Genomic DNA, 26,791 nt, shown 5'->3' with positions numbered 1-26,791 from the left:
TCGTCAGTCCCATCGTCCGGGCCTATCCGACAACCCATCCTCGGGCCGGGTAGGCGCGCCGTACGCGCGCATTCCTCGATGAGGCAACGAATAGGGTTACGCGCGCATTTTTCGTGAGTCAACGCGCCATCTGGCGTATAAGACCGCACCTGGCGTATACTGCCGTGACGCGAGTCACAACATGCTTGCGTAGGTCGGTGCGTCCGCGCGCCAACGGCAACGCGCTCTCGCGCGGGGAGACCACAGAGGTAGAGGTGATTTCTACATGTCGACGGAACCCCTTGCACATTGCTCTCAGTTCCGTACCGGTGACCTCGATGTGATCCGCGATGTCGGCGGGCGTCTACTCGTTCCGCACAAGGTCAAGGCCTCAGGTGCAGTTTCTTCGGATGCCCGTATGAACGCGGCCAAGCTCGGCAACACGACTCTGGCGTATCTGAGGTACGAATCTCGTATCACGCTGGAGGCGCCGACGACAGAAGCGCTGTACTTTTTCACGCTGCCGCTCACCGGAAAGGCGGAAGCTCAGCGGGGCAAGCACGAGACCGCTCCGTCAACACCGTCCCTCGGCGTGTCGTTTCGGGCCGAAGACCCCTCGATGATCACCCTCAGCCCCGACTACAGCATGATTTTCGTACGCATCGAGCGCCACGCCCTGGAACGGCAGCTCGAAGGTTTGCTGTGCCGCGAGATCAAGGCGCCGCTGTGCTTCGACTTCAGCATGGATCTGACCACCCCGTCACTGCGCACCTGGGTCGACAGTGTCAGGCTGCTGCAAGCTGAGATGGAACGCGACGCAGAGACGGGTCACGAGCCGCTGCTGGTCGCACGAATCGAAGAACTGATGATGACCGGCTTACTGGTCGGCCAACCGCACAACTATTCCGAGCTACTACTCAGCACACACGGACCTGCACGGCCGCGTGCAGTGAAGCAGGCGATCGACCTGCTCGAACAACAACCGGACCAACCATGGTCGATATCCGATCTCTCTCATGCGATAGGGGTCAGCGCCCGAACGCTGCAGTACGGTTTCCAACGCTACGTCGGTGTATCCCCGACCTGCTATTTGCGTGAGGTCCGCCTTCAGCGTGTACGCGCGGAACTCAGCAACCCGGCGTTGCTGACGTCGGTCTCAGATACTGCGTACCGATGGGGATTCGCGCACCTCGGTCGCTTTGCTGTGGCCTATCGCAACAAGTTCGGCGAGGCGCCCTCGGAGACACTACGCAAGAATGCATCAAAAGAATCTCCATCACTGACGAGGTAAGACAGTGAACGGGTCCACCGACGTAGGCTCCAGCGATGAGCGGACCGCGGCAACGCCGTCACCACCCGCAATGCCCCACTGGCGGAGGTGGATTCGCTGTTCGCCTACGCCGCTTATCGTCATCCGGAACATGCCAACACGATCTGCCCGCGTCCTGGCCATTCCACCGAAACGACACCAACGCACCGACGCACCGACGCACCGACGCACCGACGTGACCTACCTGACGACCGTGGAACTCTTCCCACTCCTGGCCGCACCCGACCGACCCACACAGGCCGGGCGACGCGACCACGCACTACTGCAGACCGCGGTGACCACCACCGGGATGTTTTCGGAGTTTGACCGATCTGAAGATCGCCGATGTCCATCTCGGGCTCGCCCACGCACGCCGTTTGTCGCGGAAAGGGCCGGAAGAATTGAAGCACACTGCTCGATAGGCAAACCGTGGATGTCCTACGCAGGCAGATCGATAGCCGCGCAACCGGATTCCCGCTTCCTACCCGGAGACCGGAACACGGATGAGCCGTGACGCAGTGGCGGCACGCTTGACACGACACACCGCAACTGCCGCCGACGCATGTCCGGGCCTGGCCAGCAAGCATGTCACCCCGCACATCCTGCGCACACCGCTGCCATGAGGTTGCTCGAGGCCGGCCGACTGCTGGCTCTGCGCCGAGGCGGCGGATCGAATGGATCCCGCACCCGGCAATGGAAGACCAAACTGGCCGCCCTCGCCGCGCGCCGCGGGCCGCGGGCACCGTCTGCCACCTACCCCCGTTACGTTATTTACGGTCCTTCGCAGAAGGGCTACGGTCGCCAGACCCGGTATGACTCGTTGCCCCTGTCTCACGCATGATCCGGGGGGTGGTGTCGCCGGGCGTGGTGGCGTCGACGGACCGCTGATAGGGATACGGCCAACCGAACTGGGGTAGGTCGCTTTGTAACGTGGGTGCCGGGCGTCGATGCCGGATCGGCGACCGGCCGAACCGAGACACAAGGGACGACCCCTGAATGGACTCGAACTAGTGTACTGCGGCATCGACGTCGGCAAAGGCGAACACCACGCCGTCGGACTGACCGCCGCCGGAAAGAAGATCTACGACAAGGCCTGCCGAACGACGAAGCCACGCCCGAGACGCCTTTCATCGCCGATACCGCCCGCACCATGCCGCACACCCTGCGCCGGGTCGATACCGGCGACGAGGCCCTCGCCGAGCTCGAAGTCCTCGTCGGTTCGACGACGACCTTGCCGGCGAGGCCACCCGGGTCAGCAACCGCATCCGCGGACTGCTCACCTCCATCCACCCCGCGCTCGAGCGGGTCCTCGGCCCCCGCATCGCCCATCCGGCGGTGCTCGAGGTCCTCTCCCGCTGCGGCGGCCGGCCGGAATCCGGAAGGCCGGCAGACGCAAGCTGCGGGCTGTCTTCGACCGCCTGGCCAGCCACGGATCGGTGCTGGTCGTCGTCGACCAACCCAATACGATCGGCGCCCTGCCGGTCACCGTGGCCCGCGCCTGCAGCCACGAGGTCGGCTACCTGCCCGGACTGGCGATGCGCCGCATCGCTGACCTGTACCCCGGACAGGCGAAAACAGTCCCGATTTACGGGTGACCGGTGCGATGCCGGCGTAGGCCGCCAGGTGGGCGGCGGAGGGGAAGGCGGAGCCGTCGCCGACCTCGATCAGGATCCGGGCTGCTGTCCTGACTCCGATGCCGGGCGTCGAGGTCAGGACTCGGGTAAGAGGGTGATCATCGAGGGCCCTCTCCACGTCCTCGGCGACCGCTTTCCGTTGCTGGAGAGTCTCTTTCAGGGTGTCGGCGTGTTTGGGGAGGATGGTCTCGGCGGCCGTGGTGCCGGGCACGACCACGGTCTGCTCGTCGAGGGCGGCAAGGATGTCGGTGGCCAACCTGGCGCTCATTCGGGGTGCGTGCTTGACCGCGATCGAGGTGAGCTATCTTCCATCCGTGGTGAGCACCCAGCCCGCTCCGGCAACAAGAAACTCAAACGCGCCCTGTTCCTGTCCGCATTCTCCGCCCTCCACGACCCCACCAGTCGCGCCTACTACGACAAAAAGCGTGCCGAGAAGAAGAAGCACAACGCGGCCCTGATCTGCCTCGCCCGACGCCGCTGCGATGTTCTCTACGCCATGCTGAAAAACAAGGAACTCTACCGGGCACCGCTCCCCTCAGCGGCTTGATGTGATGAAAAGGGGCGGGGCCTCCCCGCTCCTCATGGTTCCCAGCGGATGCTGGGGGTGTCGGACCCGAATCAAGAGGAAGGGTGGCCCCTCATGTACGAGTATGAACCAGGTATGCAGTTCGTAGGAGTCGATCTGCACCGGCGGCGGTCGGTGATCGTCCGCCACAACAGCGAGGGCGAGCAGCTCTCGGTAGCCCGGATCGCCAACGACCCGGACACGCTGAAGCGGGAACTCGACGACGCCGGACCGCACCCCGAGGTGGTGCTCGAAGCCACCTACGGGTGGTACTGGGCAGTCGACGCGCTGCAGGCCACTGGCGCGACCGTCCACCTCGCACACCCCCTGGGGGTCAAAGGGTTTCGGTACCGTCGAGTCAAGAACGACGTCCGCGACGGGTCGGATCTGGCGGATCTGCTGCGCATGAACCGGCTGCCCGAGGCATGGATCGCCCCACCCGAGGTCCGTGAGTTACGGGAGCTCGTGCGCTACCGGGCGAAGCTGGTGGCGATCCGTTCGAACCTCAAGGCGCAGGTGCACTCGGTGCTCGGCAAGGCCGGAGTCCAGATCGCGGTCTCGGATCTGTTCGGTGTCACCGGCCGGGCGAGACTCGCCCGGGTGCCCCTCGGCAAGGCCTACGCCCAACGAGTGCTGTCGCTGCTCCAACTCATCGACACCCTCGACACCCAGGAGACGCGGTTCACCGCGCTGATCGCTCGCCGGCTCGACGGTGATCCCGGGTACCGGGCGATCCAGGAGATACCGGGTGTCGGTCCCGTCCTGGCGGCAATCTTCCTCGCCGAAATCGGTGACGTGCACCGGTTCTCGGGGCCGGACCGGCTCTGTTCGTGGGCCGGGCTGACCCCACGGCACCGCGAGTCCGACACCACCGTCCATCGCGGGCACATCACCAAGCAGGGCTCGAGACTGGTGCGGTGGGCGGCGGTCGAGGCGATCCAGCTGCACCCGAGCACCGCGAAGATTGTCGCCGATCGCCCCCGGATCCAGCCACGCCGCGGCAAGAACATCGCCAAGGTCGCCGCGGCCCGCAAACTGCTCACCCTCGTCTACTACCGAGTAGCCGTCCACCTCAAGCCGTGACGGCGGAACCCACCGATCCGACGACTCAAAGCCCGCGCCATCATCTCCCGGTCCACGACGTCCTCCGTGATCTCCCGGACTGGGCCGCAAGAATGCGAAACCTCAACCGCATCAAGCATAAACAACACACAGCCCGTATAGACACGCGCAAAACTATGAATTGTCAACCACTACAATCAGTTTCACAACAGATGCTTCGGCATAACATAATTCAATCAACGCCGCGAAATGAGCCTCCCCGCCCGGCGACCGAGCACCCGGCCCGCCACCGAGCTTGAGGTGCCGGACCAAGGAACCGACCGCTGCTACACCACGGGACGTGCCACCACCGCAGGCCAAGAGCACAGAACCGCGCACCGATACCCGAGCACCACCGCTCCGGCACCTCGCTGACCTCAAGCACGCCGACACCTGCCAGCTGCTGCGCCTGGCAATGGCCGACGGAATTGACTTCCGTTGAATGGAAAAGCCGCATGGTGACGGCTATCACTCGGTGCTGTACTTCAGGAACCCACGCAGCGCGCGTCGGCCCCCATCCGAAGGAGTCATCAGGTGCCTAGCCTTGAGCGGTCGCAGTGGTACGACCTCACGCGAGACATGAACTGGACATTCACCTACGTTGATGAAAAGGACGTCTTCCCCGAGGAGCTTTCCAACAGTTATGGCGTCGCCGCCGAAGACTGGTGGACCTGGGACGAACCCTACAAGGTGACGTACACCGAGTACGTCCACAATCAGTTCGGCAAGGACTCCTCGGTCTACGCCGTCAACGCGGTCATCGGCCGTTCCAAAATCTTCGAGTCCCTCGACCCGGGCTGGAAGTCGGCGATCCTCGCCCACTACGGCGCCATCGCGGTCCCCGAGTACTCCGCCGGCATCGGCGAGTCCCGTATGGGACGCTTCGGCCGTGCCGCCGCGTGGCGCAACATGGCGATGTACGGCACGCTCGACGAGACCCGCCACGGCCAGATCCAGACGTACTTCCCGTACGGCCTGCTGGCGAAGGAGCCGCGAGCGGACTGGGCCCACAAGGCCCTCCACACTAACGAGTGGGGCGCGCTCGCCGCCCGCAGCCTGTTCGACGACATGTTCACCGCCAACGACGCGGTGTCCACCGCGATCCAGCTGACCTTCACCTTCGAGACCGGCTTCACCAACCTGCAGTTCCTGGGCATGGCAGCCGACGCGATGAGAGTCGGCGACGTGGACTTCGGCTCGCTTATCTCCTCGATCCAGACCGACGAGGCGCGGCACTCCCAACAGGGCGAGCCGACAGTGAAGATACTCATCGAGCAGGGCCACAAGGACGTCGCCCAGAAGCTGGTCGACCATATGTTCTGGCGCTCGTGGAAGGTCTTCGCGCTGCTGACCGGACTGTCTATGGACTACTACACCCCACTGGAGCACCGCGCCCACTCCTTCAAGGAGTTCATGAGCGAGTTCATCGTCAAGCAGTTCCTGGAGCAGTTCCGCGACTTCGGCCTGGAGAAGCCGTGGTACTGGGACGAGTACTTCCTGCCGGAACTCGACTGGCTGCACCACGCCTACCACCTCGGGGTCTACAACTGGCGGCCGACGGTCTGGTGGAACCCCGACGCCGGCGTTTCGCCGGAGGAGCGGGACTATCTGGAGCAGAAGTACCCGGGCTGGAACGAGAACTTCGGACGGCACTGGGACGTCATGGGCGACAACATCCGGGCGGGCAAGCCGGAAGCGACGCTGCCCGAGACGCTGCCGATGGTCTGCAACATGTGCCACATCCCGATTTGCACGCCGGCCGGATTCAACGCGGGCAAACTCGACAGCCCGCTGCCGCAGACGCTGATCCACGAGGGACGCCAGTACAACTTCTGCTCGGTGCCCTGCAGGTGGATCTTCGAGGAGGCCCCGGACCGGTTCAAGGGGCACACCAGCCTGATCGACCGGTTCCTCGGCGGCGAGATCCAGCCGCCCGACCTGGGCGGTGCGCTCGCCTACATGGGCCTCTCGCCCGAGGAGTGCGGCCAAGACGCGACCAACTACGAATGGGCCGCTGAGGCCTATGTTCCCGGCAAGACCCTTGCCGGCACGGACAAGTGAGGGAGACGGAAAATGGCACTTTTCCCACTGCAGGGCATGTTCGACGGTGACTTCGTCCTCATGCTGGTCCCGGTCGACGACCAGGACACCATGACGCGGGTCGCCGAGAAGGTGGCCTACCACGCGGTCGGACATCGCGTCCCCGCCCGGGACCGTCCGATGCAGGTCCGCCACAAATCTGCCCCCGTCGCGCCGGACGCCACCGTGACCAGCGCCGGCTTCGGCCCGATGGACGTCGTGGAAGTGGGGTATGTGTGATGGCCGAGATGAAGGTCGCCGCAGACGTCGACATCAAGTGGGTCGAGGTTCCCGAGGCGCAGGACATCTGGGAGGGCGACATCGTCGACGCCGAGGTTGAGGGTGAGCAGGTCATCATCGTGCACCACCTCGACGGCACGTACGCAGCCTTCCAGGGCCTCTGTCCGCACCAGGAGGTGCTCCTGGCCGACGGCACGTGGGACGAGATCACCTGTGTGCTCGCTTGCCCGGGCCACCTCTGGGAGTTCGACATGCAGGCTGGCAACGGCATCAACCCGAAGGGCTCGACGCTGTACCGCTACCCGGTCGAGGCGAACGACGGAATCATCCGCATCGGGATCCCGCAGGACGGCCAAACCCACTACCTCAAGTCCTACGAGAGCTGAAGGCCAACCCTATGACCAACACCCACAGTGCCGCCAAGCTGGTCGGCCCGGTGATCCGAGGCTTCGACCCCGCCCTAGCCGAGGCCGTGATGGCCGCCGTCGAGCGGGACAACCCCGATCTGCCGGTGACCATCGACGACCAGGGCGGCTACGTCCGGATCCACACTCCCGGCCGGTGCGTGCTCACGCGAGCCACCCTGGAGGACGAGCTGGGCTACACCTACCCGATAACGCAGCTCGAGCAGGCGCTGGCCTCGTTCTCGGGCCGCGTCCTTACCTCCGACGACAGCATCGAGTGGTACCTGGAGAGGACCAACTGATATGACCACCAACACCCCTGCTAGCCGCCCCAAGCCGCGCACCTGGAGCCAGTTCGGCGAAGTGAAGCGCAAGCCCACGCCGTACGAGGTCGTCACCGGCAAGTTCCACTACCACTTCCGTCGCGAGCCGGCTCCCTTCGAGCTCGACCCGACGACACCGATCAACACCTGGTACCTGAATAACCGTGAAGGCTCGCCGCTCCAGGTCGACGACTGGGAGGCGTTCCGTGACCCCTACAAGCTCACCTACCGCGACTACGTCGCGATGCAGCACGAGCGCGAGCTCTACGTCGACGCGCTGGTGGACCGATCGGAGACCAGTGGCCTTGTCGCCGGCTTGGACCCGGCGTGGGTCGCCACCCTCGAGGACGTCTTCGTTCCGCTGCGGTTCCCGATCCACGTGCTGCAGATGGTGAGCCTCTACGTCGGCCAGATGGCCCCGTCGTCCTACATCACGAACTGTGCCCATTTCCAGGCCGCTGACGAGATGCGGCGGATCCAGCGGATCGCCTACTGGACCAAGGCGCTCGCCAACAGCCACGGTGACCACATCGCAGAGTCCGCACGGAGTCGGGAGATCTGGCAGTCCGACCCCGCCTGGCAGCCGCTGCGCAAGGCACTCGAGACCCTTCTGATCAGCTACGACTGGGGCGAGGCCTTCACGGCCCTCTGCGTGGTCATCAAGCCCACGATGGACACGCTCTTCAACGACTGTCTGAGCGACCTCGCAGCACAGAACGGCGACAGCTTCGTCGCCGAGCTGGCCGCGGAGTTCGCCCGCGACTCGGCCCGCAGCCGGGACTGGACGCAGGCCCTGACGAGCTACGCGCTCGAGCGGGACCCGTCGCTGTCCGAGGTGTTCGAGGGCTGGGTCTCGAAGTGGGTTGCCCTCGCCGACGAGGCGGTCGCCGCTCTGGCTCCGGTCTTGGGCAAGGCCCCGGTCCCGCTTGATCCGGTGGCAGTCGTGAAGAGGGCTGGGGCGACCCGCGATGAGTTCATCGTTGGCACCGCCATCTGACTCGGCGGCACCGTCGCCGCAGCGGTCGCCGGTGATCCCCCAGGCGGGTGCGTCGCCGCGCGGTGCCCGGTTCGCCGCCGAGCTTCCCGGGCACTACCGCGTGACCGTCGAGCCGTCGGGTGATTCGTTCGTTGTCCAGCCAGGCGAGAATATCCTCGCCGCGGGTCGCCGCGCGGGCGTCTGGCTGCCCTTCGAGTGCGGCTGGGGCTCATGCGGGACGTGCAAGGCGACCCTGATCTCCGGGGAGGTCGAGCTGCTCTTCCCCGATGCCCCGGCCATTGACCCCCGGGACGACCGACGGCGCCGCAAGCTGACCTGTCAGACCACCACCGCCACCAACGTCACGCTCAAGGTCACTCGGCTGGGTCCCTTCGAGGAGCGTCCGACGACCGACCGCGTCGCGCAGCTGGTGGACAAGCGTGAGCTGGGTCCCGGCATCTGCTCGTTCACCTTCGCGCTCGATGCACCGGCCGACTTCCGTCCGGGGCAGTACGCGATCCTCGAGCTGGGCCCGGATCTGCGGCGCTGCTACTCGATGGACGCCGGGCCGGGGGACGAAATCACGTTCGTCGCCAAGCACTACGAAGGCCGGCCGGGGAGCTCTGCCCTGCATGCGCTGAAGGTCGGGGTATCGGTGCCGATCGCGATTCCCTTCGGTGGCATGTGGCTGCGCGACGACAATTCGAGCACGATCCTGATCGCGGGCGGTACCGGCGTGGCTCCGGTGCTGTCACTGGTCCGGCACATGGCCGAGCAGCGGCGTACCCATCCAGTCACGGTTCTGTACGGCGCCAACACGCCCGAGGAACTGGTCTGCTTGGACGAGCTCGCGGCCGTGGTCGCGCAATTGCACCAAGGAAAGCTCGTGCCGGTAGTCGCGCAGGCCGATGACACATGGGAGGGCTGTCGCGGCTTCGCGACCACCCCGCTGGGTGAGATCGCCACGCCGGCGCACCGCTACTACCTGGCCGGGCCCCCGCCAATGGTCGACGCGACGATGGCGGTACTCCGCGAGTGTGGCGCAGGCCTGGACCGGATCCACGTGGACAAGTTCGGTTGATCTACCCGGGCGTATCCGGTTCACCCACCCGTTCAGCCGGGCAACCGGTAAGGGCGTGGGAGGCAGGCTGTCCGGCCGCAGGTGCGGCCCGCCACCGAACGAGACCAGGACCAGCTCGATGCACGAGCTGGCGAACAGAAAAGGAAATGAGACTACATGACCGACAAGCTGAAGTTCTTCTCGCAGGAGTGGTGTGACGCCGCACGCGAGGCTGTCAACTCGAACCCGCACGTCCTCGCCGGATTCAAGGACGCATCGTCGTTCACCAACAAGATGGAATTCGGCGTGACCGGCCGCGACGACGTCGCCAGCCACCTCGAATTCAAGGAGGGCAAGGTCGTCTCCTGGTCACCGCGCGTCTTCGACCAGAGCGAGCTGTGGCTGGTCATCAACGGCAGCTTCGAGACCTGGCAGACCGCGGCCGCCGGTGAGGAAGAGGGCGGAAAGCTTCTGATGAAAGGCCTGATCAAGTTCGCCAAGGGACCGATGTCCGCGGCGATCGAGAACGCCGGCGCCCTCAACGCATTCCTGCGCACCTGGGGACAGGTTCCCACCGACTGGGACGTGTAATCGGGCCTCCCCCCAGACCTTCACACCGGCGAGCCCCTGCATCGTGTCCTCGGCTGGGGAGGAGTCCACTTTCAGCGCCCGCTTATGAAATTCCTCCAGGAGATCTTCTCATGTCAACCCGCACTATCGGCGCTGTCATCGTCTGCGCCAGTCTGATCATGCACCCCCGCGCCACGCCGCGGGCAATGGCTCGGCGGTTCCTGACAGACATCGCTGTCGCACGGGCCAACGCGCGACGGGTCTCGATGGTGGCGACACCATGGGACGAGCGCAACGACCTGCGCCAGCAATCATGAGACCGTCGAGCTCGCACGGCAGTAGCCGCAACCTGCACGAGAAGCCGGTCGGGATTGGCGGCCATCGACCGGTGATCTGACCGACTGCCGCCCACTTCATTTCATGTCAGTTAGGCCCCCTCGCGCGGGACTCATGTCCTGCTGGAACGAGTCCCGCGCGGGTCCGAACCCTCACCGAACACCATGCTTGGAAAGGCCTTGACCCATGACAACCGTCGAGAAGGGCTACGCCGTCACAATGTACGACGGCGAGGACGCCAACGGCGTCGCCGGTATTGTCGGGATGCTGCTCGGGCAGAATCTCGAGAACTTCCCCTCCCGCGTGAAGTTCGCGCGTCGCATCTCCCGGCCGGTATCGATCTACAGCACCGACACCGAGACCGCCTGCACCATCATCTTCGGCAGTGACGAGGCCGTCGTCTACAACGACATCGTCGGCAAGCCCGCCGTCACGGTGATGGCGACCGTCGATCAGATCCTCGATGTCTCCCAGTTGCCGATGAAGGCCGGTGGCCTGGTGCCGGTCGGATTCTTCACCGGCCGCGGCATGTCCGTTCTCGGGGAAATCCTCAAGCACAAGCTCGTCGTCAAGGGACTGCTGACCCACACCGTGACAGCGCTACGCACGATCGCGTTGGTCTCGGTCGTCGACGCATGACCGCGCTCTCGGGCCGAGGGCGCCCGTCAAGTCACGCCCTCGACTATCGCACCGACGTCTTCGAATTGCCCTATGTCGGTGACCCCGAGGCATCCGAACCGGATCCGCCGCGGGCGTCGGCGAAGATGAAGATCGCCCGCGGGCTACTCGTGCTCGCGTTGATCCCGATCGGCGCGTTATACCTGTATCCGCGGATCTACGATCTGACGGCGACGCCGTACCGGCTCGATCAGGCAGTGGTCTCGGCAGGTAACTATAACCCCGCGCTCGACCAAATCGTCGAGCACGAGAAGGTCACTCTCGCCGCGTTCGATTCGCTCGCGAAGATGAAGGCCTCGCTGGCGAGTGTGCTGAGCACCGACGCGGCCGTGGCCGCGGAACTGAACACCTTGACCGGGCAGATCAGCGGCGACGTCCAGGCAACCCTGAATCAGGCCGGGGCGAACGTGACCGACCTGGTCGCCTCCCTCGATACCTTGACCGCGCACATCAATTCGCTGCAACCGGCGGCCGACGGCGCCACTGACGCCGTTGCCGGCAACCGGGCCACCTTGGATGCGATTCTCGACGACGCCCGATCGACCGCCGCGAAGGTCCACAGCGCCCGTCTGTCCGCGGAAGAATCCGCCAACGATTTGTCCGGAAAGTAGGAGATGTACCCGTGATTTTCTTCGGACGCCGCGGCGGTCCGGCCCGATTGGTGCTGTCGGTCGTCGCGGTAGGCGTGCTCGGCCTGCTCGCGTTCGTGGTGTTCAACCTCAACACCCGACTCGACAACCAGCAACGGGCCAATGAAACCAGCATCACCGCCTCCTCGGCGATTGTCGACGTGAACGACCGGCTGACCAACCAGTTGCAGCAGCTGACCGAGCTCACCCACACCGCGCAGACCGCGCTCGACGCCACTGCGGCTCTCGGTCCGTTGCTGGTCAAGCTGGACGAGGCGATCTCCCCGGCCGCGCAGATGCTGGCCAGTAACACCGAAGGGGCGCAGCTGACCAATGATCAGCTGACGAACATTCAGGGCATCCTCGGCGAGGTTCAGAACACCGTGGTGCCGCTGGTGGAATCCGCCCGCGCCTTCGGTGATCAGGGACAGCAGCTGTTGGCCGTCGTGCAGGGCCTGGTCAGTGACCTGCAAGGGTCGGTCGCTGCGGCGCAGACGATCAACCAGATGCTGCCGCTGCCGGGCTGATCTACCCTTCCCCTCCCCTGTGAACCGACAACCGATCGACGACTGGACGTGACATGAAGATGGGCACCGACCTGCCGGACGAGGCATATCCACGCCGCGGCCTGGCCCGATTCCAGCGTCTCGATGTTCCCGCATCAGCGCTGCCGTACCGCAAGGGCGTGATACCGCAACGCCCGGATGTATCAGTGACCGCCGCAGCGGCCTCGAATGGTTTCACTGTGGCCACCGAATGGATGGGCCGGTTGGCCGCGGTCCTGGCACTGATCCTGTTCGCCTTGGTCCTCATGGCCATCCACAAAGGCCAGCTCGTTCAGGACAGTGCCCGCACCATCGTGGACAATTTCCGGACGACCAACGAATACTTCGCCCAGCGAGCCGACCTGACCGCGCCGGCGACTGCCCGCCGACAACTCGACGAACTCGCCGGGGTACTGGCGGATCTCAACACCGCCACCGCGACCGACGTCGATCACCTTGCGGCGCTGCTGCCGGATGCACGGGCGTTGCTTGCCGCCGGGCAGGGTGACACCGCGATCGCCGGGCAGCTCGAAGGCGTCGCCACCACCCTGCAGGGGTCGGCTGCTTCTCTGCACGAGATCTCCGCGGACGCCAACACCACGGTCTCCGCTGTCAATAACGAACTCACCACGGCCATCAATCTGGTCAATCAGCTCAACGGTGAGCTCACCCGCACAACCAACAAGCTGGCGCTCATTCCCGCCCAAGACGCCATCATTCCTGCACCCGGAGGCAACTGAATGATCACCAAGAAGGCATGGCTCGGGGTTGTCCTCGGTCTCGGCGTGGCACCGGCGGTGTTGCTGTGCGCGGTCAACGGGTTCCTTCCCGGTCTCGACGACGTCATCGACCCTCTCGGTCGGCCGTCTCAGCTCGGCCTCGAGGTCATCGACTCCGCCGGCCAGTTCGACACCATCACCGGCATCCTCGTTCCCAAGCACGCCCAGCTCTCCGGAGACATCCAGACCCTGGGCCCGCTGGCCGACGACCTCGAGGGTCTCACCGACAAGGCCGGCGAACTGACCGGGCAGGCGAAAACTCTCAACTCCTCCACCGGCGATGTCAGCACGATCGCCGGTCCCCTTCCGGATCTGGTCGCGAACGTGACCGGTCGCGCCAATCAGGCCGGTCCCACCGTCGCGGGACTGTCCACGGCTGTCGGGTCGGTTACCACCCAACTCGAGGCCGTCAACGATGGTTTGATCACGGTCGGAGGCACTCTGAGCACCCTCGGGCCGAAGGCCACCGCCATCGCCGCGACCCTGGCGAACGTGGAGGAAGAAGCACGCCACGTCCAGGAGTTGGGTCCGCTGCTCGCAGTAGTCGGACCTCCGGTCAACTCCCTCAACCTTCCAGCACTCGGTGTCGCACCCACAACCACCCCGTAACGCTCGCCGCGGTCACCCGGCCGCACACGAGTGAAAGGCAGAACACAGACGATGTTTCGGCTCTCCTGGGCAATTGCCGCAGCCTTCACCATCGCGCTCCTGTGTGGCATCTTGATCGTCACAAGGGACCTCGCCATCACCAACGACATATTCAAAGACGGTGTGGTACAGGCGAAAACGGTGAACAAGACCACAAACGACGCGTTGGCGGGTGCGAAAGAGCTTCCTCCCGCCAACGCCGCCATCAACCAGGGTCTGCCCGAGGTGGTGGGAGTTCTCGATTCCCTCACCCGCGCCGACCACACACTGGGCGATCTCGGCACCCAGCTGGCAAATCTCGGTGACGCCCTGACGGCCGCCGATGCCCCTCTGGGCGGCATCATCGACGCCGGCGCCGCTGCGACGGATCAGGCCAACGCCGCCGCCGTGCCGGCAGAACAGATCGTGCAGACCCTCGCCGACGCCGACGGCAAGGTACAGACTTTGGGTCCGCTGCTGGACCAGGCCCTCGCCCGCGGCCAGGAAATCGACTCGAAACTGCGGATCGCGCTGATTCTGCCCGTCATCGGGGAGTAACTCGAGTAGCCGGCATCCGGCCCCGTGCTCACCGGTTGCCCAAGCAGCACGGTGAGCACGTCGGGCGCCCCTCGTGCTCGTCGGAGAAGCACGAAAACGAGACCGCACCTCGTCCGGAGCACCTCATGTATCAACCATCCGGAGTACGACGGAGAACGACATCGATTGAACCGGACCGAGTTTGATGCAGGCTCCTTAAAGAGGAAGGGCGTCTGTCATGCCCAAGCGTTTCCTCCCGAGGTTCGTGAGCCGGCGGTCCGACTGATGCTCGATCACGTCGGCTGGCGCGCACGGCCCGAACCAGAAGGAACGCCGTCGTGGATCTCGGCGGTGATCCGCGGCGCCCCATAAGGTGTTGTCCAGATCGAGCGATCCTCCTCTATGCCTGGCGGCAGGGCGCGCCCACACCGGCGGACCGGGCCGAGGCCGATGCTGCGCTCGCTCTTAGACCGTATGTAGTGACTACTCGCGGAGCGGAGTAGTTGCTGGTACGGACCCCGCTCACGCAATCTCGTGGGTTACCGAGCGATGTTTTCCGTGCTCGGCCTATCCGACAGGTGTGAGGCGGCCCCGGTGTTTTGTGAACGTACGAGTGTCGGGTTGGATGTGCATGCCCGTGTTGGATGTGCGCCCGTTCGGTCGTCGCGGCGGCGATCGACGGATAGACGGGCGAGGTATTCAAGGCGCGGTTGACGCCCTCGCACATCGACGTGCTCGAATGGGTCGACAAACTTCCGGGCCCGTGCGCGGTGGTGTACGAGTCCGGACCGACCGGGTTCGGCTTGGCCCGCGCCCTGAGGGCGACGGGGTGGCGCTGCGAGGTGGCGGCGTCGTCGAAGCTCCACCGCCCGGCCGGCGATCGAATTAAGACCGACGCGCGAGATGCTCCGCACCTGGCTCGGTTGCTGCGGTTGGACGAGGCGGATTCCTCGGTCCGGGTCCCGACCCAGGCCGAGGAATCCGCCCGCGATCTCGTCCGCGCCCGTGAGGCCGCACGGCAGGATCTGATGCGGTCACGGCATCGGGTGTCGAAGCTGTTGCTGCGGAACGGAATCATCTATTCCCGCGGCAAGGCGTGGACCGAGTTGCGCGATCGGTGGCTGCGGCAACAGAGGTTCGACCAGGCGCCGACGCAGGCGGCCTTCGACGACGCCTACGAGACGGTAGTGTTGGCCACCGCCCGCCGCGCCCGGTTGGACGAGAAGATCATCGCGCTCGCCGCGGACAGCGAATTCACCGCCATGATGCGGCGGCTGGGGTGTCTGCGCGGCATCGCGACGTTGACCGGCTTCGCGCTCGCGGTCGAGATCGGCGACTGGCAGCGGTTCAGCGGCGCCGGCATCGGCGCCTACCTCGGGCTGGTACCCAGCGAACACTCCTCCGGGCAGAGCCGCTCGCAAGGCGCGATCACCAAGACCGGCAACACGCACGTGGGGCGGTTGCTGGTCGAGGCCGCCTGGCACCATCGGACCACCTACCACCCGGGTGTGGGCTTGCGGCGCCGCTGGGACCAGGCCCCGGCCGCGGCACGAGCTCGCGGACACGCCGGAAATCGCTAGGGACGAGCGTGGCCGAGATCGCCTCGCGCGCTTCGGTTGCTTAATAGCCCGAGAGCGCGGGCGCGGGTTGGTTACCGAAGGGCCATATGTTCGACTGGAGCAGTGCGCTGATACGGTCTCCCCCTTCCCCCGACGCCGCCCAAGCGTGATGCCGCTCCTCACCGGGGTCAAGGCCCCGAGCGCTCCGCGTGGGCCTCCGGCCCAGCCATGGCCCCGGCTGCGGGCGCCCATCCCAGCGGCAACTACGGGGGACGGCATTCCCCTGTCCTGCTAATTGTTTCAGGACCAGTCCGTGGCGTCGTCGTGGGATTGTCGGCGTGCGAACAGCGAAAACGCCTCTCGTAGTGAGACAATCAAGATTCTGACGTCACGACTGTCCACATACAGAAAGGCCCTTTCAGCGCAATCATTGCACACGCTCACGGCGGGGTCCGCGGTGTTCGACGAACGCAATCTCGTGTCGGCCGCCGGGTTGGTGCGGGTCCTCGAACTGGGCGAACAGGCCGGCCTTCGGAGCTGATCGACACCCATGTCGCCCCTCACCTCTACGCGGGTGGCCTCGGGTGCGGCGAACCCGGCAGGGAAACTGCCCTCTGGGACAACATCATCGACTACGAATCGCCACACGCTGCCTGACCTCGACAACCCGGCCCCCGGGCCACGACCCAGGAACCCGGAACGTGGATGAGCTGACAAACCGGCCAGCAGGTCAACCACGCCCCGAGCGGCGTCGCCCGTCGGCATCACCAAGGAAATCGGCCCGAGAACCACCGCGATCACCGATCCACGGATTCAGGCTCAGTCGTGCCGGTGGATCGATTTGTAGGTGACGTACTGCATGAGCCCCTCGACGCCGTACTCGACACCGAGGCCGGAGTCGTGCCGTCCGCCGAACGGCGCGGCGTGGTTGGACGCGAAGAAGTTGATCCCGACGGACCCGGTGTCCATCTGCTCGGCGACCGCGTGAGCGCGGTGGGTGTCGCGGCCGAAAACGATGCCGCCCAGGCCGAAATGCGTCGAGTTCGCGATGTCGATCGCTTCGTCGACGTCGTCGTAGCGCAGGATGGTCACGACGGGCCCGAAGATCTCCTCGCGGGCCACCCTCATCTGCGGGGTGACATCGGCCAGCACGGTCGGCTCGATGAAGTACCCGGGACTTCCTGGGCGCGCGTGGCCGCCCGTGGTGACGCGGGCGCCTTCCTCGCGTGCGGAGTCGAGGAAGCCCGAGACGACCTCCCACTGGCGCTTGTTGGCCATCGGGCCGAAGACGGTGCCCGGGTCGAAGGGGTCGCCCTGGGGAGCGGCCCGGACCGTGCGGGTGACCGCCTCGACGACCTCGTCGTAGCGCGCAGCCGGCGCCAGGATCCGGGTCGAGATGTAGCAGGTCTGGCCGGTGTTGCGCATGCAGGACTTGATCAGGACCTCGGAGAAGGCGTCGAGGTCGGCGTCCTCGAGGACGATCGCGGCCGACTTGCCGCCCAGTTCGAGGGTGACCGGCCGGAGCAGCTCCCCGCAGGCAGCAGCGATCCGGCGTCCCACGCCCGTCGACCCGGTGAAGGCCACCTTGTTGATCCCCGGGTGCCGCACCAGTGCATCGCCCACTCGTCCGTCGCCGGTGATGAGGTTGACCACACCCGCCGGGATGCCGGCGGCGGCAGCGGCCTCGACGATGTACCGGATGGACAGCGGGGTCGTCTCGGCTGGCTTGATCACCACCGTGCAGCCCGCCAGAAGCGCAGGGGCCAGCTTGGTCACGACGAGGTTGATCGGGAAGTTCCACGGTGCGATGAGGGCGCAGACGCCGATCGGATCCCGCCGTACGACGGTCGCGCCCCGGCCGCCGGGGAACGGACGGCGATCCTCCCCGTCGAGGACTGCGGCGAGCCCGGCGACGTGGCGCAGGATGCCGGCCGCGTTCGCCGCGGCACCGGACGTCTCGGCCACCGGCGAGCCGTTCTCGCGGGTGTTCGTGAACGAGATCGGCTCCGCCCGCGTCTCGACCTCGTCGGCCATGCGGAGCAGCAGATCGGCGCGCTCGGCCGCGGTGAGCCGTGGCCAGGGTCCCGAGTCGAATGCTTCGCGGGCGGAGGCAACAGCGGCGTCCAGGTCGGCTGCGCACGCCTGCGGGATGCTGCCCCACTCCTTGCCGGTCGCCGGGTCGATGACCGGCAGTCGTTCCGATGAACCGGACGGTATCCAGCTGCCGCCGAGGAACAGGTCGTCGACGTGGGTGAAGGGGACGGCCACGGTCATCGGATGATGTCGGTCTTCAGTAGGGCCTCGGACCGGTCGAGACTGGCCAGGGCCATCTCGATGCCGGCCTGCGTGAGCAGTTCGGGGATGATCGCGCTGCGCAGCCGACTGCAGTAGGTGGCCGGGTCCATCTTGAACCAGCCCGCGGCGAGGGCGACGCCGGCGTGGTCGAAGCGCCACAGGCGGTCGGCGTCACGCATCAGGGCGTCTTCGAGGGAGTGCGCCTCCTTGCGGGTGTCGTGACCGTCGATGATGGCCACGACCTCCTCGACGAACTCCTCGTCGTACCCCAGCGGCGGGAGCACCTCGCGAGCGATTTCGCATCCCTGCTTCTCGTGCTCGAACCGGATGGCGGCCTTGCGCCAGTCGCCGGAGAAGCCTTCGCTGAGGATCCGGCTCTCGTCGACCCGGCCCCAACCGGCGTCGTGCAGCACGATCGCGACCCGCACCAGCAGCGCGTCCGCCTCGGGGTGGGCGGCCACCAGCCGCTCTGCGAAGGCGAGCGACACGGGGAGGTGGATGTCGTTCGCGCGGGCCCGGGTCTCCGGCACGATCGACGCCCAGATCGGGTCGAGTTCGACGCCGGATGCCGGACTCAGGGCGATGGGTGAGGTGTCGATCGTGCCGGAGGGGGCGATCGGTGTGGGTGGAAGCGGGTGAGTCGTCATGCATGCTCTCCTTCGAGTGCCGCGGTCAGGAGCGGTTTGAGTGGGATGGTCGGGTCAGCGACCTGGTCGGCAGGAAGACTGATTTGGGCACCGAGGGCTTGCTTGACCATCATGAAGTCGAGCGGCACGTTGACGCAGTCGGCAGCGATCAGTCGTCCCTGCCGGTAGTACAGAACCGAGTGTTTGGTGGGATCGGCCGGGCTGCGATCGACGACCTGGTTATGATCGGTCGACAGGCCCGCGATCTGGAGCTTGAGGTCGCCCTGGTTGGACCAGAACCACGGGATGCCGGCGTACTCGGCCTGGCGTCCCATGGCAGCGTAGGCCGCGACCTTGGCCTGCTCGATGGCATGGTTCACGCTCTCGAACCGCACCCGGGCGCCGTCGGGCGCACCCGGGATGGGATTGGGGAGGTTGGCGCAGTCCCCGACGGCCAGGGTGTGCCCGTCGGAGGCAGTTGCGAAGCGGTCCACGACGAAGCCGTTGTCGACATCGAGCCCGAGCTGCTCGGCGAGGTCGGTGTTGGGGATGACACCGATGCCGACGAGGACGATGTCCGCCGCGATCACCTCGGTGCCGATGTCGACCCCGGTGACGCGGCCGTCGTCGCCGACGATGGCCTCGACCCCGGTGCCGAGGCGGATGTCGATGCCGCGGCTGCGGTGGTGTTCGGCGAGGAACGCAGAGGTCTGCTCGCCGACGGCGCGAGCCACAAGTCGGTCGGCGTACTCGACGAGCGTGACGTCCTTGCCGAGGGTGTGCAGGCTGGCCGCAGCCTCGATACCGATGAAGCCGCCACCGATCACCACGACCCGCTGCGCCTGGGGCGTTCGCGCCTTCAGCTCGAGGGCGTCGTCGGCGGTGCGCAGATAGAGCACGCCGTCGAGGTCGGCTCCCGGGAGAGCGAGCCGGCGGGCCCGGGCCCCGACCGTGAGGGCGAGGCGGTCGAAGGCGAAGGTGCGGCCGCCGACGGAGTGGGCCGTGCCCGAGCCGTCCGGGTCCGTGTGCACCTTCTCGATGAATTCACCCTTGACGACGTCGATGTCGTGCTCGCGCCAGTAGTCCTCGCTGCGGAAGATCAGCGACTCCTTGGTGATCTTGTCCTGCAGGAACTCCTTGGACAACGCCGGCCGCTGGTAGGGCCGGTGGTCCTCGTCGCCGAGCAGCGTCACCGGGTCGGTGAAGCCCAGCGCGCGCAGCGAGACCGCGAGCTGCACCCCGGCCTGGGAGGAGCCGACGATGAGGAGCCCGTTCCTCGGGCGATTGCCGGTCATCTCAGACCTGCGTCTCGGGAAGGGCGGCGTGCAGGTCCATCCCGTCCGTCACCCGGATCTGGCAGGAGAGCCTCGAGGTCGGGAGGCGGTCGACGGCGGTGCCCCACAGCATCTCGTCCTCCATCTCCTCCATCGGGGGAAGGGTGGCGTAGTCGGTCTCGTCCACGATCACGTGGCAGGTGGCGCAGGACAGCGAGCCGCCGCATTCCGCCACGATGCCGGTGACTCCGTTGCGCACGGCGGTCTCCATGACGGAGTCGCCGGGGTTCGCGTCCAGCACGGTGCTCTCGCCGACGCTGTCGGTCAGGGTGATCTTGGCCATGGCTTTACTCCTGGGTCCTTTCAGATGAACTGTCGGCCGCCGTCGACTACGAGGGTTTGACCGGAGATGTAGGCGGCGTCGGGGCCGGCGAGGAACAGGGCGGCCCCCACGACGTCGCCCGGCTGGCTCGCCCTGCGCAGCGCACCGCGGTCGACACCGTAGGACGCGGCGTCGTCCATCAGTCCGTAGCTGGCCTCGGTGAGGGTGAAGCCCGGTGCGATCGCGTTGACCGTGATCGCACGGCGACCGAACTCCTTGGCCATCACCCGGGTGAGCGCGATGACCGCACCCTTGGATGCCACGTAGTGCGCCCACTGCTCCGAGCCGGAGTAGACCGTGGCGGACGACAGGTTGATGACGCGGCCACCCTCGGGGAGGAACGGACTGGCCGCGCGCGCCGTGAGCCAGGGGCCCTTCGCGTTGACGGCCATGACCCTGTCCCACTCGTCCGGATCGATCTTCTCCAGCGGCGACCGCGTCACCGTGGCGTAGATCGCCGCGTTGTTGAGTACGACGTCGATCGTTCCACCGCCGAATGCGGCGGCCGCCGTGCACAGGGCTTCGGTGGAGGCGGTGGACGTCACGTCCACCGGGCCGTGCCAGGCACGGACGCCGGTCTCGCGGACCAGGCGCGCGGTCTCCTCGACCCCGACCGGGTCGATGTCGGCGATGGCGACGTCGTACCCTCGCTCGGCGAAGCCGAGGGCGAAAGCGCGTCCTAGTCCTCCCGCCGCACCGGTGATGAGCACGGTGCGGCGGGAGGAGGTGGTGGTGGTGGTGGTGGTGTCGGGCACGGGGTCAGCTCTCAAGGATCTCGACCCGGCCCGTGTTGCCGTCGACGCGGATGAGCTGGCCCGTCTGGATGGTGGTCGAGCCGTTGCCGGTGCCGGTGACGGCCGGCAGGCCGTACTCCCGGCAGACGATCGCGGCGTGCGACATCATCCCGCCGATGTCGGTGACGGTGGCTTTGATCTTGCCGAAGATCGGGCCCCAGCTCGGCGCCGTGATCGTGGCGACGAGGATCTCGCCGTCCTGGACGTCGCTGAGCTGATCGGCGTGGAAGACCACGCGAGCGGGGCCCTCGGCGACACCGGGGGAGGCAGCCATGCCGCTCACGCCGGTGTCGTCGCCGTCGTCGTCGGCGAGCCACTGCTGGACCTGCTCGGTCGTGATGCCCCACAGCATCTGGGTGAACGGCTCGGTGATCTGCGCCGGCGGGGTGTTCAGCGCTGGAGCGGGCCGCTGCGAGTCCAGCGCGTCGACGATCTTGCGGCGGCGCTCGATCTCGGCAGGCCAATACGTCGGCCCGATGGCCGGCACACCGACCGCCCAGCCGCTGACCAGATCGAAGAGCGCGTCGCGGACCTCGTTGCGGTTCAGGTAGAGGAGGTCGCCCTGCTCGCCCCAGAAACCGGCGCTGACGAACACGCGGCTGAGCTCGCGGACCTTGCGCCAGAACACACCCATCGTCCAGTGCTCGATGTAGAAGTTGTGGTTCTCGACGTACGGGTAGGCGGTGGCGGCCAGCCCGCGCTTGCCGTCGAAGGTGGCGAGGGTGTCGCCGTCGAGCAGCGAGCGGTACTCCTCGATGATGCGGTCGCGCTCAGCGATGAGCCGGTCGACCGGGCGGAGGATGTCTTGGCCGGCCTCCACGCGGCGGATGTAATCCTTGACGTAGGAGAGCGGGATCTCCTGGTGCTCGATCCAGTACTTGTCGTGGCTGTAGAAGCCGTTGCCGACGGTGAAGTTGAACCACGGGTCCTGGGCCGCCTGGTACGCGGCCACCCACTGGTCGCCACCCGGGAGGGCACTAACCGCACTGAGGGTGCCGTCGACGTCGTCGGTGTCGGCGAACGCGGACTGAAGCCCGAGCTCGACGGCCAGCGTTGCCAGCTTCTTGAGCTCGTCGTCGGGACGGAACAGCTCCATGTCGACGCCCTGCACCATCTTCGCGATGGCCTGGTCGGGGATGCCCGGGAAGACCTCCTTCGCGAAGTTGAAGAAGTCGAGGTAGGCGAGGTAGCCGAGGTTGAGGAACTCGAAGTGGTACTGCCAGTTCTGGTAACAGAGCTGGATCAGCCGGTCGTAGTTCTCCAGGAGGACCTCGCTGCCGTCCTTGGCCTTGCCCGAGACGATGTCGTCGAAGGGCACCATGTCCGGCAGCGAGGTGAACTCGAGGGCCTCCATCTCTCGGATCGTCGCGAGGACCTTCTCCTTCCACAGGACGAGCAGGCTGTCCCAGTTCTGGAAGTAGTGGCCTACGCGCCGCTCGAACTCCGGCACGCGTCCGGGAATCTGTTCTTCGGGGACGGGGACCGGGCTCATGTAGAGGTAGCCCAGGTGGATCTTGAACTCGATGCCGTTGGCCGGCGGGATCAGCAGGTGCCGCGTGTTGTACTGCCCGAGGCACTTGACCGCGAACTCGCCGCCGATGGTCTCGAACGGCTTGAACGCTGTCGGCCAGTGCTGGCTGTCACAGAACCAGAACTTCTCGTCGTCGGAGCCCGCGTTGTTGTTGAAGGTCAGGTAGTACGGATACAGCGTCTCCCACCCCTCGGCGCCTGCCGGCACCGGAAGGGAGGACGGGCTGGGGAACGACTTCACCGTCGGAGCGGCTGAAGCAACGGTCATTACGAGGTGTCCTTGCTCTGGTGGTGGTGGGTAGGGATCGAAGGGGCGTACGAGCCACCGCCCAGCAGGGCGGCGGTGATGCCGCCGAGCCCCGAGAATCCGGTGGTTGTTCTCGGCGCAGCGGCGGCAGCAGCGACCGGCTTGTTGACCGAGTGGACGGTCTCGGGACGGGCCTGCAGGAGCAGGAGGTCCTCGCCCTCGGGCAGGTCACGGTCGAGCGCCCACTCGATGTCCTGAGGGGTGCCGTAGTGGCGCTCAGCGCTCTTCGCGAGCGTTGCGACCGCGTTCAGCTCGGCGTCGGTGAGACAGCGAACGGCGCAGCGCTCGGGCTCGACCTCACGCTCGGTGAGGCGGCCGGCGGTCGCGTCCGGGACCAGCTCGATGTGCTTGGCGCCGATGTGCTCCTGCACGACGCTGAGCATCACTTTGTCCATGAGGACGTTGTCCGGGGTGACGTGACCGGAGACCACCGATTCACCGACACCGTAGGAGGCGTCGATGGTCACCTTGGAGCGGTCGCCGTTGTGCGGGTTCAGCGTCATCGCAACCCCGGCGACCCGGGCGTTGACCATTTTCTGCACGGCCACGGCCATCGACAGGCCCTCTTCGCCGATCCCGTTCTTGAGCCGGTAGATGATCGCGCGGCTGGTGTAGAGCGAGGCCCAGCAGGACCGGATGTGCGAGAGCACGTCGTCCAGGCTCGTGAGCCACAGGTAGGTGTCCTGCTGCCCGGCGAAGCTCGCGTCCGGCAAATCCTCCGCCGTTGCCGACGATCGCACGGCGACGGGCACCGGCTCGGCGAACCGCGCCTGGAGGGCGGCGTACGCCGCGACCGTGGGCTCGCGCAGATGATCGGGCACCGGACGGGAGTAGATCTCCTCGCGGATCGTCGCGGAGACGAGATCGACCTGGGCGACATCGCTCGGATCGAGGCTCTCGAGCTTCGCTGCGATCACCTCGCCGAGACCCGACTCGGTGATGAAGGCGTCGTATAACGCTGTCGTGACGGCGAATCCGGGAGGGACCGGCATGCCGGCGGCCGTCATCGTCACCAGTGAGGCGCACTTGCCCCCAAGCAGTTCGTGCTCGGGCGGCAGGCCCTCGTCGAAGAACTGGATGTAGGTGGTCATGCCGCTCCTCCCCATGTCACTGGGACGTCCTGTGGAACCCGGAAGGACAAGTTCTCGCGGAACGTGATCGACGCACCGCTGCGCAACCGGAGGTCGGGCGCCAGCCGGACCAGCTCTTCCAGGGCGATCTTCGTTTGGAGCTTTGCGAGCATGTTGCCGAGGCAGTAGTGGATGCCGAAGCCGAATGACAGGTGTTCCCGGGCATTCGGACGGTCGATGTCGAACGTCTCGCCGTCGGCGAACTTGGTCTCGTCGCGGTTCGCGGAACCCATCACCAGCAAGACCTGGTCGCCCGCGGCGATCCGCACCCCGCCGATCGTCGCGTCGGTCAGTGCCTTTCGGCGCCACGCGGTGATCGAGCCGCTGTAGCGCAGCACTTCATCCACCGCCGCCGGGATCTTCGACGGGTTGTCCACCAGCTGCTGCCACTGCCCAGGGTGGCCGAGCAAGGCTCGTACCGCGTTCGAGATGAGCGTCGTGGTGGTCTCGTGGCCGGCGAACAGGAGGCTGTACCCCACCGAGGCGATCTCGTGGTCGCTGATCTCGTCCCCGGCCGCCTGGGCGCGAACCAGGTCGCCAATCAAGCTGTCAGGTTGCTTCTCGTGCGCCTCGGCCACCAGTCGCCGGCACTCGGTCCAGTACTCGACGAGGTTGTGTGCGTGCGGGATCTGCTCCTCGTCGCTCAGGTCGCCCCAGGTCATCGCGGCACGCGAGTCGGACCAGCGTTTGAAGGTCGGGACCTGGCTGGTGTCCGCACCGATCAAGGTCAGGATCGTCACTGTCGGGACGTCGTACGCCAGGTCAGCGACGATGTCGCCCTCGTGCCCCGGGCGCTCCAGCATGTTCTCCAGCAGGTTCACGACCTGCGCGCGGATGCTGGGCTCGAGAACCTTGTACCGCCGCGGGGTGAACGCCTTGGAGGCGATCTTGCGGATCCTGGTGTGGTCGGGTGGCACCCTGGCCGACAGCCCGGAGTACGCCGTGAAGCCGCCCTCCGTCATGATTCGGGTGGCTTCTGCGCCGCGCTCACGCACAGGAGCCTGGGCGTTCTCGCTGCTGAACGTCTGCCAGTCCTCGAAGACCGCCTTGATGTCGTCGAAGCGGGTGACGACCCAGTATCCGATCCGCTCGTCGAAGAACACCGGTGCTTCAGTCCGGAGCTCGGCGTACGACGGGAACGGGTCGTTCTGGTCGAAGGGCTCGTAGCCGTGGTGGGCCGTGTCTCCGTGAGGCACAGGGCATCCCGCCTGCGGGGCCGAGAGATTTGTAGTCACATGCAACTCCCGTTTAGTTGATAGAAGCAGTCTGGATCCGCGTTGCTCCGGTCACAATGGCCCGTTTCCATTCACCGGAAGTCATCTCCATCCAGTCGAGGTGGTTGCGCCCCCGGTCAGCTGGCTCGTCATCGTGAACGGGTAGCGCGCTATTGCCGCCTCGATCCGGGTGGCGGTGCCCGTCAGTACCGGAAGGTGGCGGGTGAGGTTACTGGACTGTGGCGCAGGGAGAACCAGGCCGATCGCCGCTTCGGTGGCGTCCGGTCGTCCGCGGACGGGGACGGCGATCGAGCATGCTCCGACCCGGACTTCCTCGTGGGCGATCGCGAATCCCTGGTCGGCGATCTGTGCGAGTTCTCGGGCGAGCGCCTCAGGATTCACGTGGGTGCGCTTCGTGGGTGCCTCCAGGTGTTCGTGGAGGTAGGCGTCGCGGAACCACGGTGCCTCGTAGGCGAGCAGGACCTTGCCGACGGCGGTCGCGTGCAGCGGCAGCCGCCCGCCGATCCGTGATGCCCGGGGGACGCGCTTGGAGCTGTAGATGCGATCGACGTACAGCGCCTCGCTACCTTCACGGATGGCGAGGTGAGCGGTCTCTTGCGTGAGGGAGAAGAGGTCCTGCAGGAATGGCCTCGCGCTGTCGCGCAGGCGGACCCCGCCGCTCTGGGCGAGTCCCCACAGACGTAGACCCACGTGGTAGCGGCCGTTGTCGTCGCGCGCCAGCGCGCCCCATTCCTCGAGCTCGCCCATCAGGCGATGGGCGGTGGAGACCGGCATCTGGGTGTGCTCGGCCACCTGCGAGAGCGTCAGCATCGGGCCGTTGGCCTCGAAGGCCTTGAGAATCGCCAGGACGCGGGAGGTAACGGTGCGCCCGGACTCGTTGGTACGCATCGATCATCCCAGCGCGAGGCGCTCGGGGGCGCAATCAATCGACACAAGCTCGGCGAGGCCGCAGGCCATCGCCCCGGCCGCGTCGGTGGACAGGCGCTCGTGGACGCGGTTGTCTACGCCTGCATCCCTGGGCGTGGATCGGCCACCTCGTCGATCCTGACGTCTCTTGGGTCCGTGGTGAACGGCTGCTCGCATGTCTGCCTTCGTTTCTCGGGTAATGAGTCGGCTTACCCGAAACGGTCGTAGTGGATGGTGTCGATTGATTGGCCGCCTGCACTCAGCAGCTTCAGAACTGCGTCTACCATGGGCGGCGGTCCGGCTAGGTAAATCCGCGCACCGGCGAGGCTGTCAGCATGTGTGGCGAGCGCGTCGGTGACGTAGCCGCTGGACGTTGAGACGT

Annotated in this window: 25 protein-coding genes and 6 pseudogenes; 21 read left to right on the top strand and 10 right to left on the bottom strand. The window is 66.3% G+C overall.

All coding sequences use genetic code 11. The annotated features are described in order from the left end of the window. The first annotated feature begins 265 nt into the window (after window positions 1-265). The 3 genes and pseudogenes from HGB39_RS36195 to HGB39_RS36185 form a co-directional block, all read left to right on the top strand. Window positions 266-1,270, top strand: a complete 1,005-nt coding sequence (locus HGB39_RS36195) for an AraC family transcriptional regulator (RefSeq protein ID WP_081276482.1) — start codon at window positions 266-268, stop codon at window positions 1,268-1,270. A gap of 1,010 nt (window positions 1,271-2,280) precedes the next feature. Further along, window positions 2,281-2,644: pseudogene (locus tag HGB39_RS36190) on the top strand (IS110 family transposase); the annotation flags it as partial. A gap of 38 nt (window positions 2,645-2,682) precedes the next feature. Beyond that, a pseudogene (locus tag HGB39_RS36185) lies at window positions 2,683-2,865 on the top strand (IS110 family transposase); the annotation flags it as partial. Here the strand turns inward: HGB39_RS36185 and HGB39_RS36180 are convergent. Beyond that, window positions 2,846-3,166: pseudogene (locus HGB39_RS36180) on the bottom strand (transposase); the annotation flags it as partial. The pseudogenes HGB39_RS36185 and HGB39_RS36180 sit on opposite strands and share 20 nt — an antisense overlap. A 60-nt stretch (window positions 3,167-3,226) precedes the next feature. Between HGB39_RS36180 and HGB39_RS36175 the strand changes: the two are divergent. From HGB39_RS36175 to HGB39_RS40555, 18 genes and pseudogenes are all read left to right on the top strand, one after another. Beyond that, a pseudogene (locus HGB39_RS36175) lies at window positions 3,227-3,469 on the top strand (IS110 family transposase); the annotation flags it as partial. Between the two features lie 93 nt (window positions 3,470-3,562). Then, window positions 3,563-4,570 carry an IS110 family RNA-guided transposase gene (locus tag HGB39_RS36170; protein WP_064080094.1) on the top strand — a complete coding sequence of 336 codons (1,008 nt, stop codon included), beginning with the start codon at window positions 3,563-3,565 and terminating at the stop codon, window positions 4,568-4,570. Window positions 4,571-5,122: 552 nt separating this feature from the next. Beyond that, window positions 5,123-6,649, top strand: coding sequence for an aromatic/alkene/methane monooxygenase hydroxylase/oxygenase subunit alpha (locus HGB39_RS36165; protein WP_043790658.1), 1,527 nt, complete (start codon window positions 5,123-5,125; stop codon window positions 6,647-6,649). A 12-nt stretch (window positions 6,650-6,661) separates the two neighbouring features. Further along, window positions 6,662-6,907 (top strand): toluene-4-monooxygenase system B family protein, encoded by a 246-nt coding sequence (locus tag HGB39_RS36160; protein WP_064080095.1) that lies wholly within the window; start codon window positions 6,662-6,664, stop codon window positions 6,905-6,907. Continuing rightward, window positions 6,907-7,293, top strand: coding sequence for a Rieske 2Fe-2S domain-containing protein (locus HGB39_RS36155; protein ID WP_064080096.1), 387 nt, complete (start codon window positions 6,907-6,909; stop codon window positions 7,291-7,293). The genes HGB39_RS36160 and HGB39_RS36155 overlap by 1 nt, the downstream gene beginning before the upstream one ends. Before the next feature lie 11 nt (window positions 7,294-7,304). Then, window positions 7,305-7,613 (top strand): MmoB/DmpM family protein, encoded by a 309-nt coding sequence (locus tag HGB39_RS36150; protein ID WP_005568703.1) that lies wholly within the window; start codon window positions 7,305-7,307, stop codon window positions 7,611-7,613. Between the two features lies 1 nt (window position 7,614). Then, complete coding sequence (locus HGB39_RS36145) at window positions 7,615-8,631, top strand: aromatic/alkene monooxygenase hydroxylase subunit beta (protein ID WP_064080097.1); 1,017 nt, start codon at window positions 7,615-7,617, stop codon at window positions 8,629-8,631. Between the two features lie 100 nt (window positions 8,632-8,731). Beyond that, window positions 8,732-9,691 carry a 2Fe-2S iron-sulfur cluster binding domain-containing protein gene (locus HGB39_RS36140; protein ID WP_064080114.1) on the top strand — a complete coding sequence of 320 codons (960 nt, stop codon included), beginning with the start codon at window positions 8,732-8,734 and terminating at the stop codon, window positions 9,689-9,691. A gap of 156 nt (window positions 9,692-9,847) precedes the next feature. Next, entirely contained in the window at window positions 9,848-10,261 is a 414-nt protein-coding gene (locus HGB39_RS36135; RefSeq protein ID WP_064080098.1) for a hypothetical protein, read from the top strand. Between the two features lie 110 nt (window positions 10,262-10,371). Continuing rightward, the gene (locus tag HGB39_RS36130; RefSeq protein ID WP_155755987.1) at window positions 10,372-10,557 is read left to right on the top strand and encodes a hypothetical protein; all 186 of its coding nucleotides are present in this window, start codon (window positions 10,372-10,374) and stop codon (window positions 10,555-10,557) included. A gap of 205 nt (window positions 10,558-10,762) precedes the next feature. Then, window positions 10,763-11,215 (top strand): hypothetical protein, encoded by a 453-nt coding sequence (locus tag HGB39_RS36125; protein WP_064080099.1) that lies wholly within the window; start codon window positions 10,763-10,765, stop codon window positions 11,213-11,215. Beyond that, window positions 11,212-11,865, top strand: a complete 654-nt coding sequence (locus tag HGB39_RS36120) for a hypothetical protein (RefSeq protein ID WP_064080100.1) — start codon at window positions 11,212-11,214, stop codon at window positions 11,863-11,865. The genes HGB39_RS36125 and HGB39_RS36120 overlap by 4 nt, the downstream gene beginning before the upstream one ends. A gap of 11 nt (window positions 11,866-11,876) precedes the next feature. Continuing rightward, complete coding sequence (locus HGB39_RS36115; RefSeq protein ID WP_064080101.1) at window positions 11,877-12,410, top strand: hypothetical protein; 534 nt, start codon at window positions 11,877-11,879, stop codon at window positions 12,408-12,410. A gap of 53 nt (window positions 12,411-12,463) precedes the next feature. Further along, window positions 12,464-13,168: a hypothetical protein gene (locus HGB39_RS36110; RefSeq protein ID WP_064080102.1), complete on the top strand. Its 705-nt coding sequence runs from the start codon at window positions 12,464-12,466 to the stop codon at window positions 13,166-13,168. Beyond that, the gene (locus tag HGB39_RS36105; RefSeq protein WP_064080103.1) at window positions 13,169-13,816 is read left to right on the top strand and encodes a hypothetical protein; all 648 of its coding nucleotides are present in this window, start codon (window positions 13,169-13,171) and stop codon (window positions 13,814-13,816) included. Between the two features lie 51 nt (window positions 13,817-13,867). Continuing rightward, on the top strand, window positions 13,868-14,392 hold the full coding sequence (locus tag HGB39_RS36100) for a hypothetical protein (protein WP_064080104.1): 525 nt from the start codon (window positions 13,868-13,870) through the stop codon (window positions 14,390-14,392). Between the two features lie 573 nt (window positions 14,393-14,965). Then, window positions 14,966-15,948: pseudogene (locus tag HGB39_RS36095) on the top strand (IS110 family RNA-guided transposase); the annotation flags it as partial. Window positions 15,949-16,324: 376 nt separating this feature from the next. Continuing rightward, window positions 16,325-16,547: pseudogene (locus HGB39_RS40555) on the top strand (hypothetical protein); the annotation flags it as partial. Between the two features lie 202 nt (window positions 16,548-16,749). On the opposite strand, the gene HGB39_RS36090 reads toward HGB39_RS40555, so the two are convergent. The 9 genes from HGB39_RS36090 to HGB39_RS36050 form a co-directional block, all read right to left on the bottom strand. Continuing rightward, entirely contained in the window at window positions 16,750-18,204 is a 1,455-nt protein-coding gene (locus tag HGB39_RS36090) for an aldehyde dehydrogenase family protein (protein WP_064080105.1), read from the bottom strand. Then, entirely contained in the window at window positions 18,201-18,872 is a 672-nt protein-coding gene (locus HGB39_RS36085; protein WP_064080106.1) for an HD domain-containing protein, read from the bottom strand. The genes HGB39_RS36090 and HGB39_RS36085 overlap by 4 nt, the downstream gene beginning before the upstream one ends. Beyond that, on the bottom strand, window positions 18,869-20,146 hold the full coding sequence (locus HGB39_RS36080; protein ID WP_064080107.1) for an NAD(P)/FAD-dependent oxidoreductase: 1,278 nt from the start codon (window positions 20,144-20,146) through the stop codon (window positions 18,869-18,871). The genes HGB39_RS36085 and HGB39_RS36080 overlap by 4 nt, the downstream gene beginning before the upstream one ends. 1 nt (window position 20,147) lies before the next feature. Next, window positions 20,148-20,468, bottom strand: a complete 321-nt coding sequence (locus HGB39_RS36075; RefSeq protein ID WP_064080108.1) for a 2Fe-2S iron-sulfur cluster-binding protein — start codon at window positions 20,466-20,468, stop codon at window positions 20,148-20,150. Window positions 20,469-20,488: 20 nt separating this feature from the next. Further along, window positions 20,489-21,262, bottom strand: a complete 774-nt coding sequence (locus tag HGB39_RS36070) for an SDR family NAD(P)-dependent oxidoreductase (RefSeq protein WP_181991997.1) — start codon at window positions 21,260-21,262, stop codon at window positions 20,489-20,491. 4 nt (window positions 21,263-21,266) lie between these two features. Then, on the bottom strand, window positions 21,267-23,099 hold the full coding sequence (locus tag HGB39_RS36065; RefSeq protein ID WP_064080110.1) for a PEP-utilizing enzyme: 1,833 nt from the start codon (window positions 23,097-23,099) through the stop codon (window positions 21,267-21,269). Continuing rightward, on the bottom strand, window positions 23,099-24,229 hold the full coding sequence (locus tag HGB39_RS36060; protein ID WP_155755988.1) for a PEP/pyruvate-binding domain-containing protein: 1,131 nt from the start codon (window positions 24,227-24,229) through the stop codon (window positions 23,099-23,101). Before HGB39_RS36060 ends, HGB39_RS36065 begins: the two co-directional genes overlap by 1 nt. Beyond that, window positions 24,226-25,464, bottom strand: coding sequence for a cytochrome P450 (locus HGB39_RS36055; protein ID WP_118605653.1), 1,239 nt, complete (start codon window positions 25,462-25,464; stop codon window positions 24,226-24,228). The genes HGB39_RS36060 and HGB39_RS36055 overlap by 4 nt, the downstream gene beginning before the upstream one ends. A 120-nt stretch (window positions 25,465-25,584) precedes the next feature. Next, window positions 25,585-26,391, bottom strand: coding sequence for an IclR family transcriptional regulator (locus HGB39_RS36050; RefSeq protein WP_064080113.1), 807 nt, complete (start codon window positions 26,389-26,391; stop codon window positions 25,585-25,587). Window positions 26,392-26,791: the final 400 nt, after the last annotated feature.

The sequence above is a fragment of the Rhodococcus opacus genome, assembly GCF_012396235.1.
GTDB lineage: Bacteria > Actinomycetota > Actinomycetes > Mycobacteriales > Mycobacteriaceae > Rhodococcus_F > Rhodococcus_F opacus.
The sequence above is the reverse complement of the archived record's forward strand: the minus strand, read 5'-3'. Positions and strand labels throughout refer to the sequence as shown.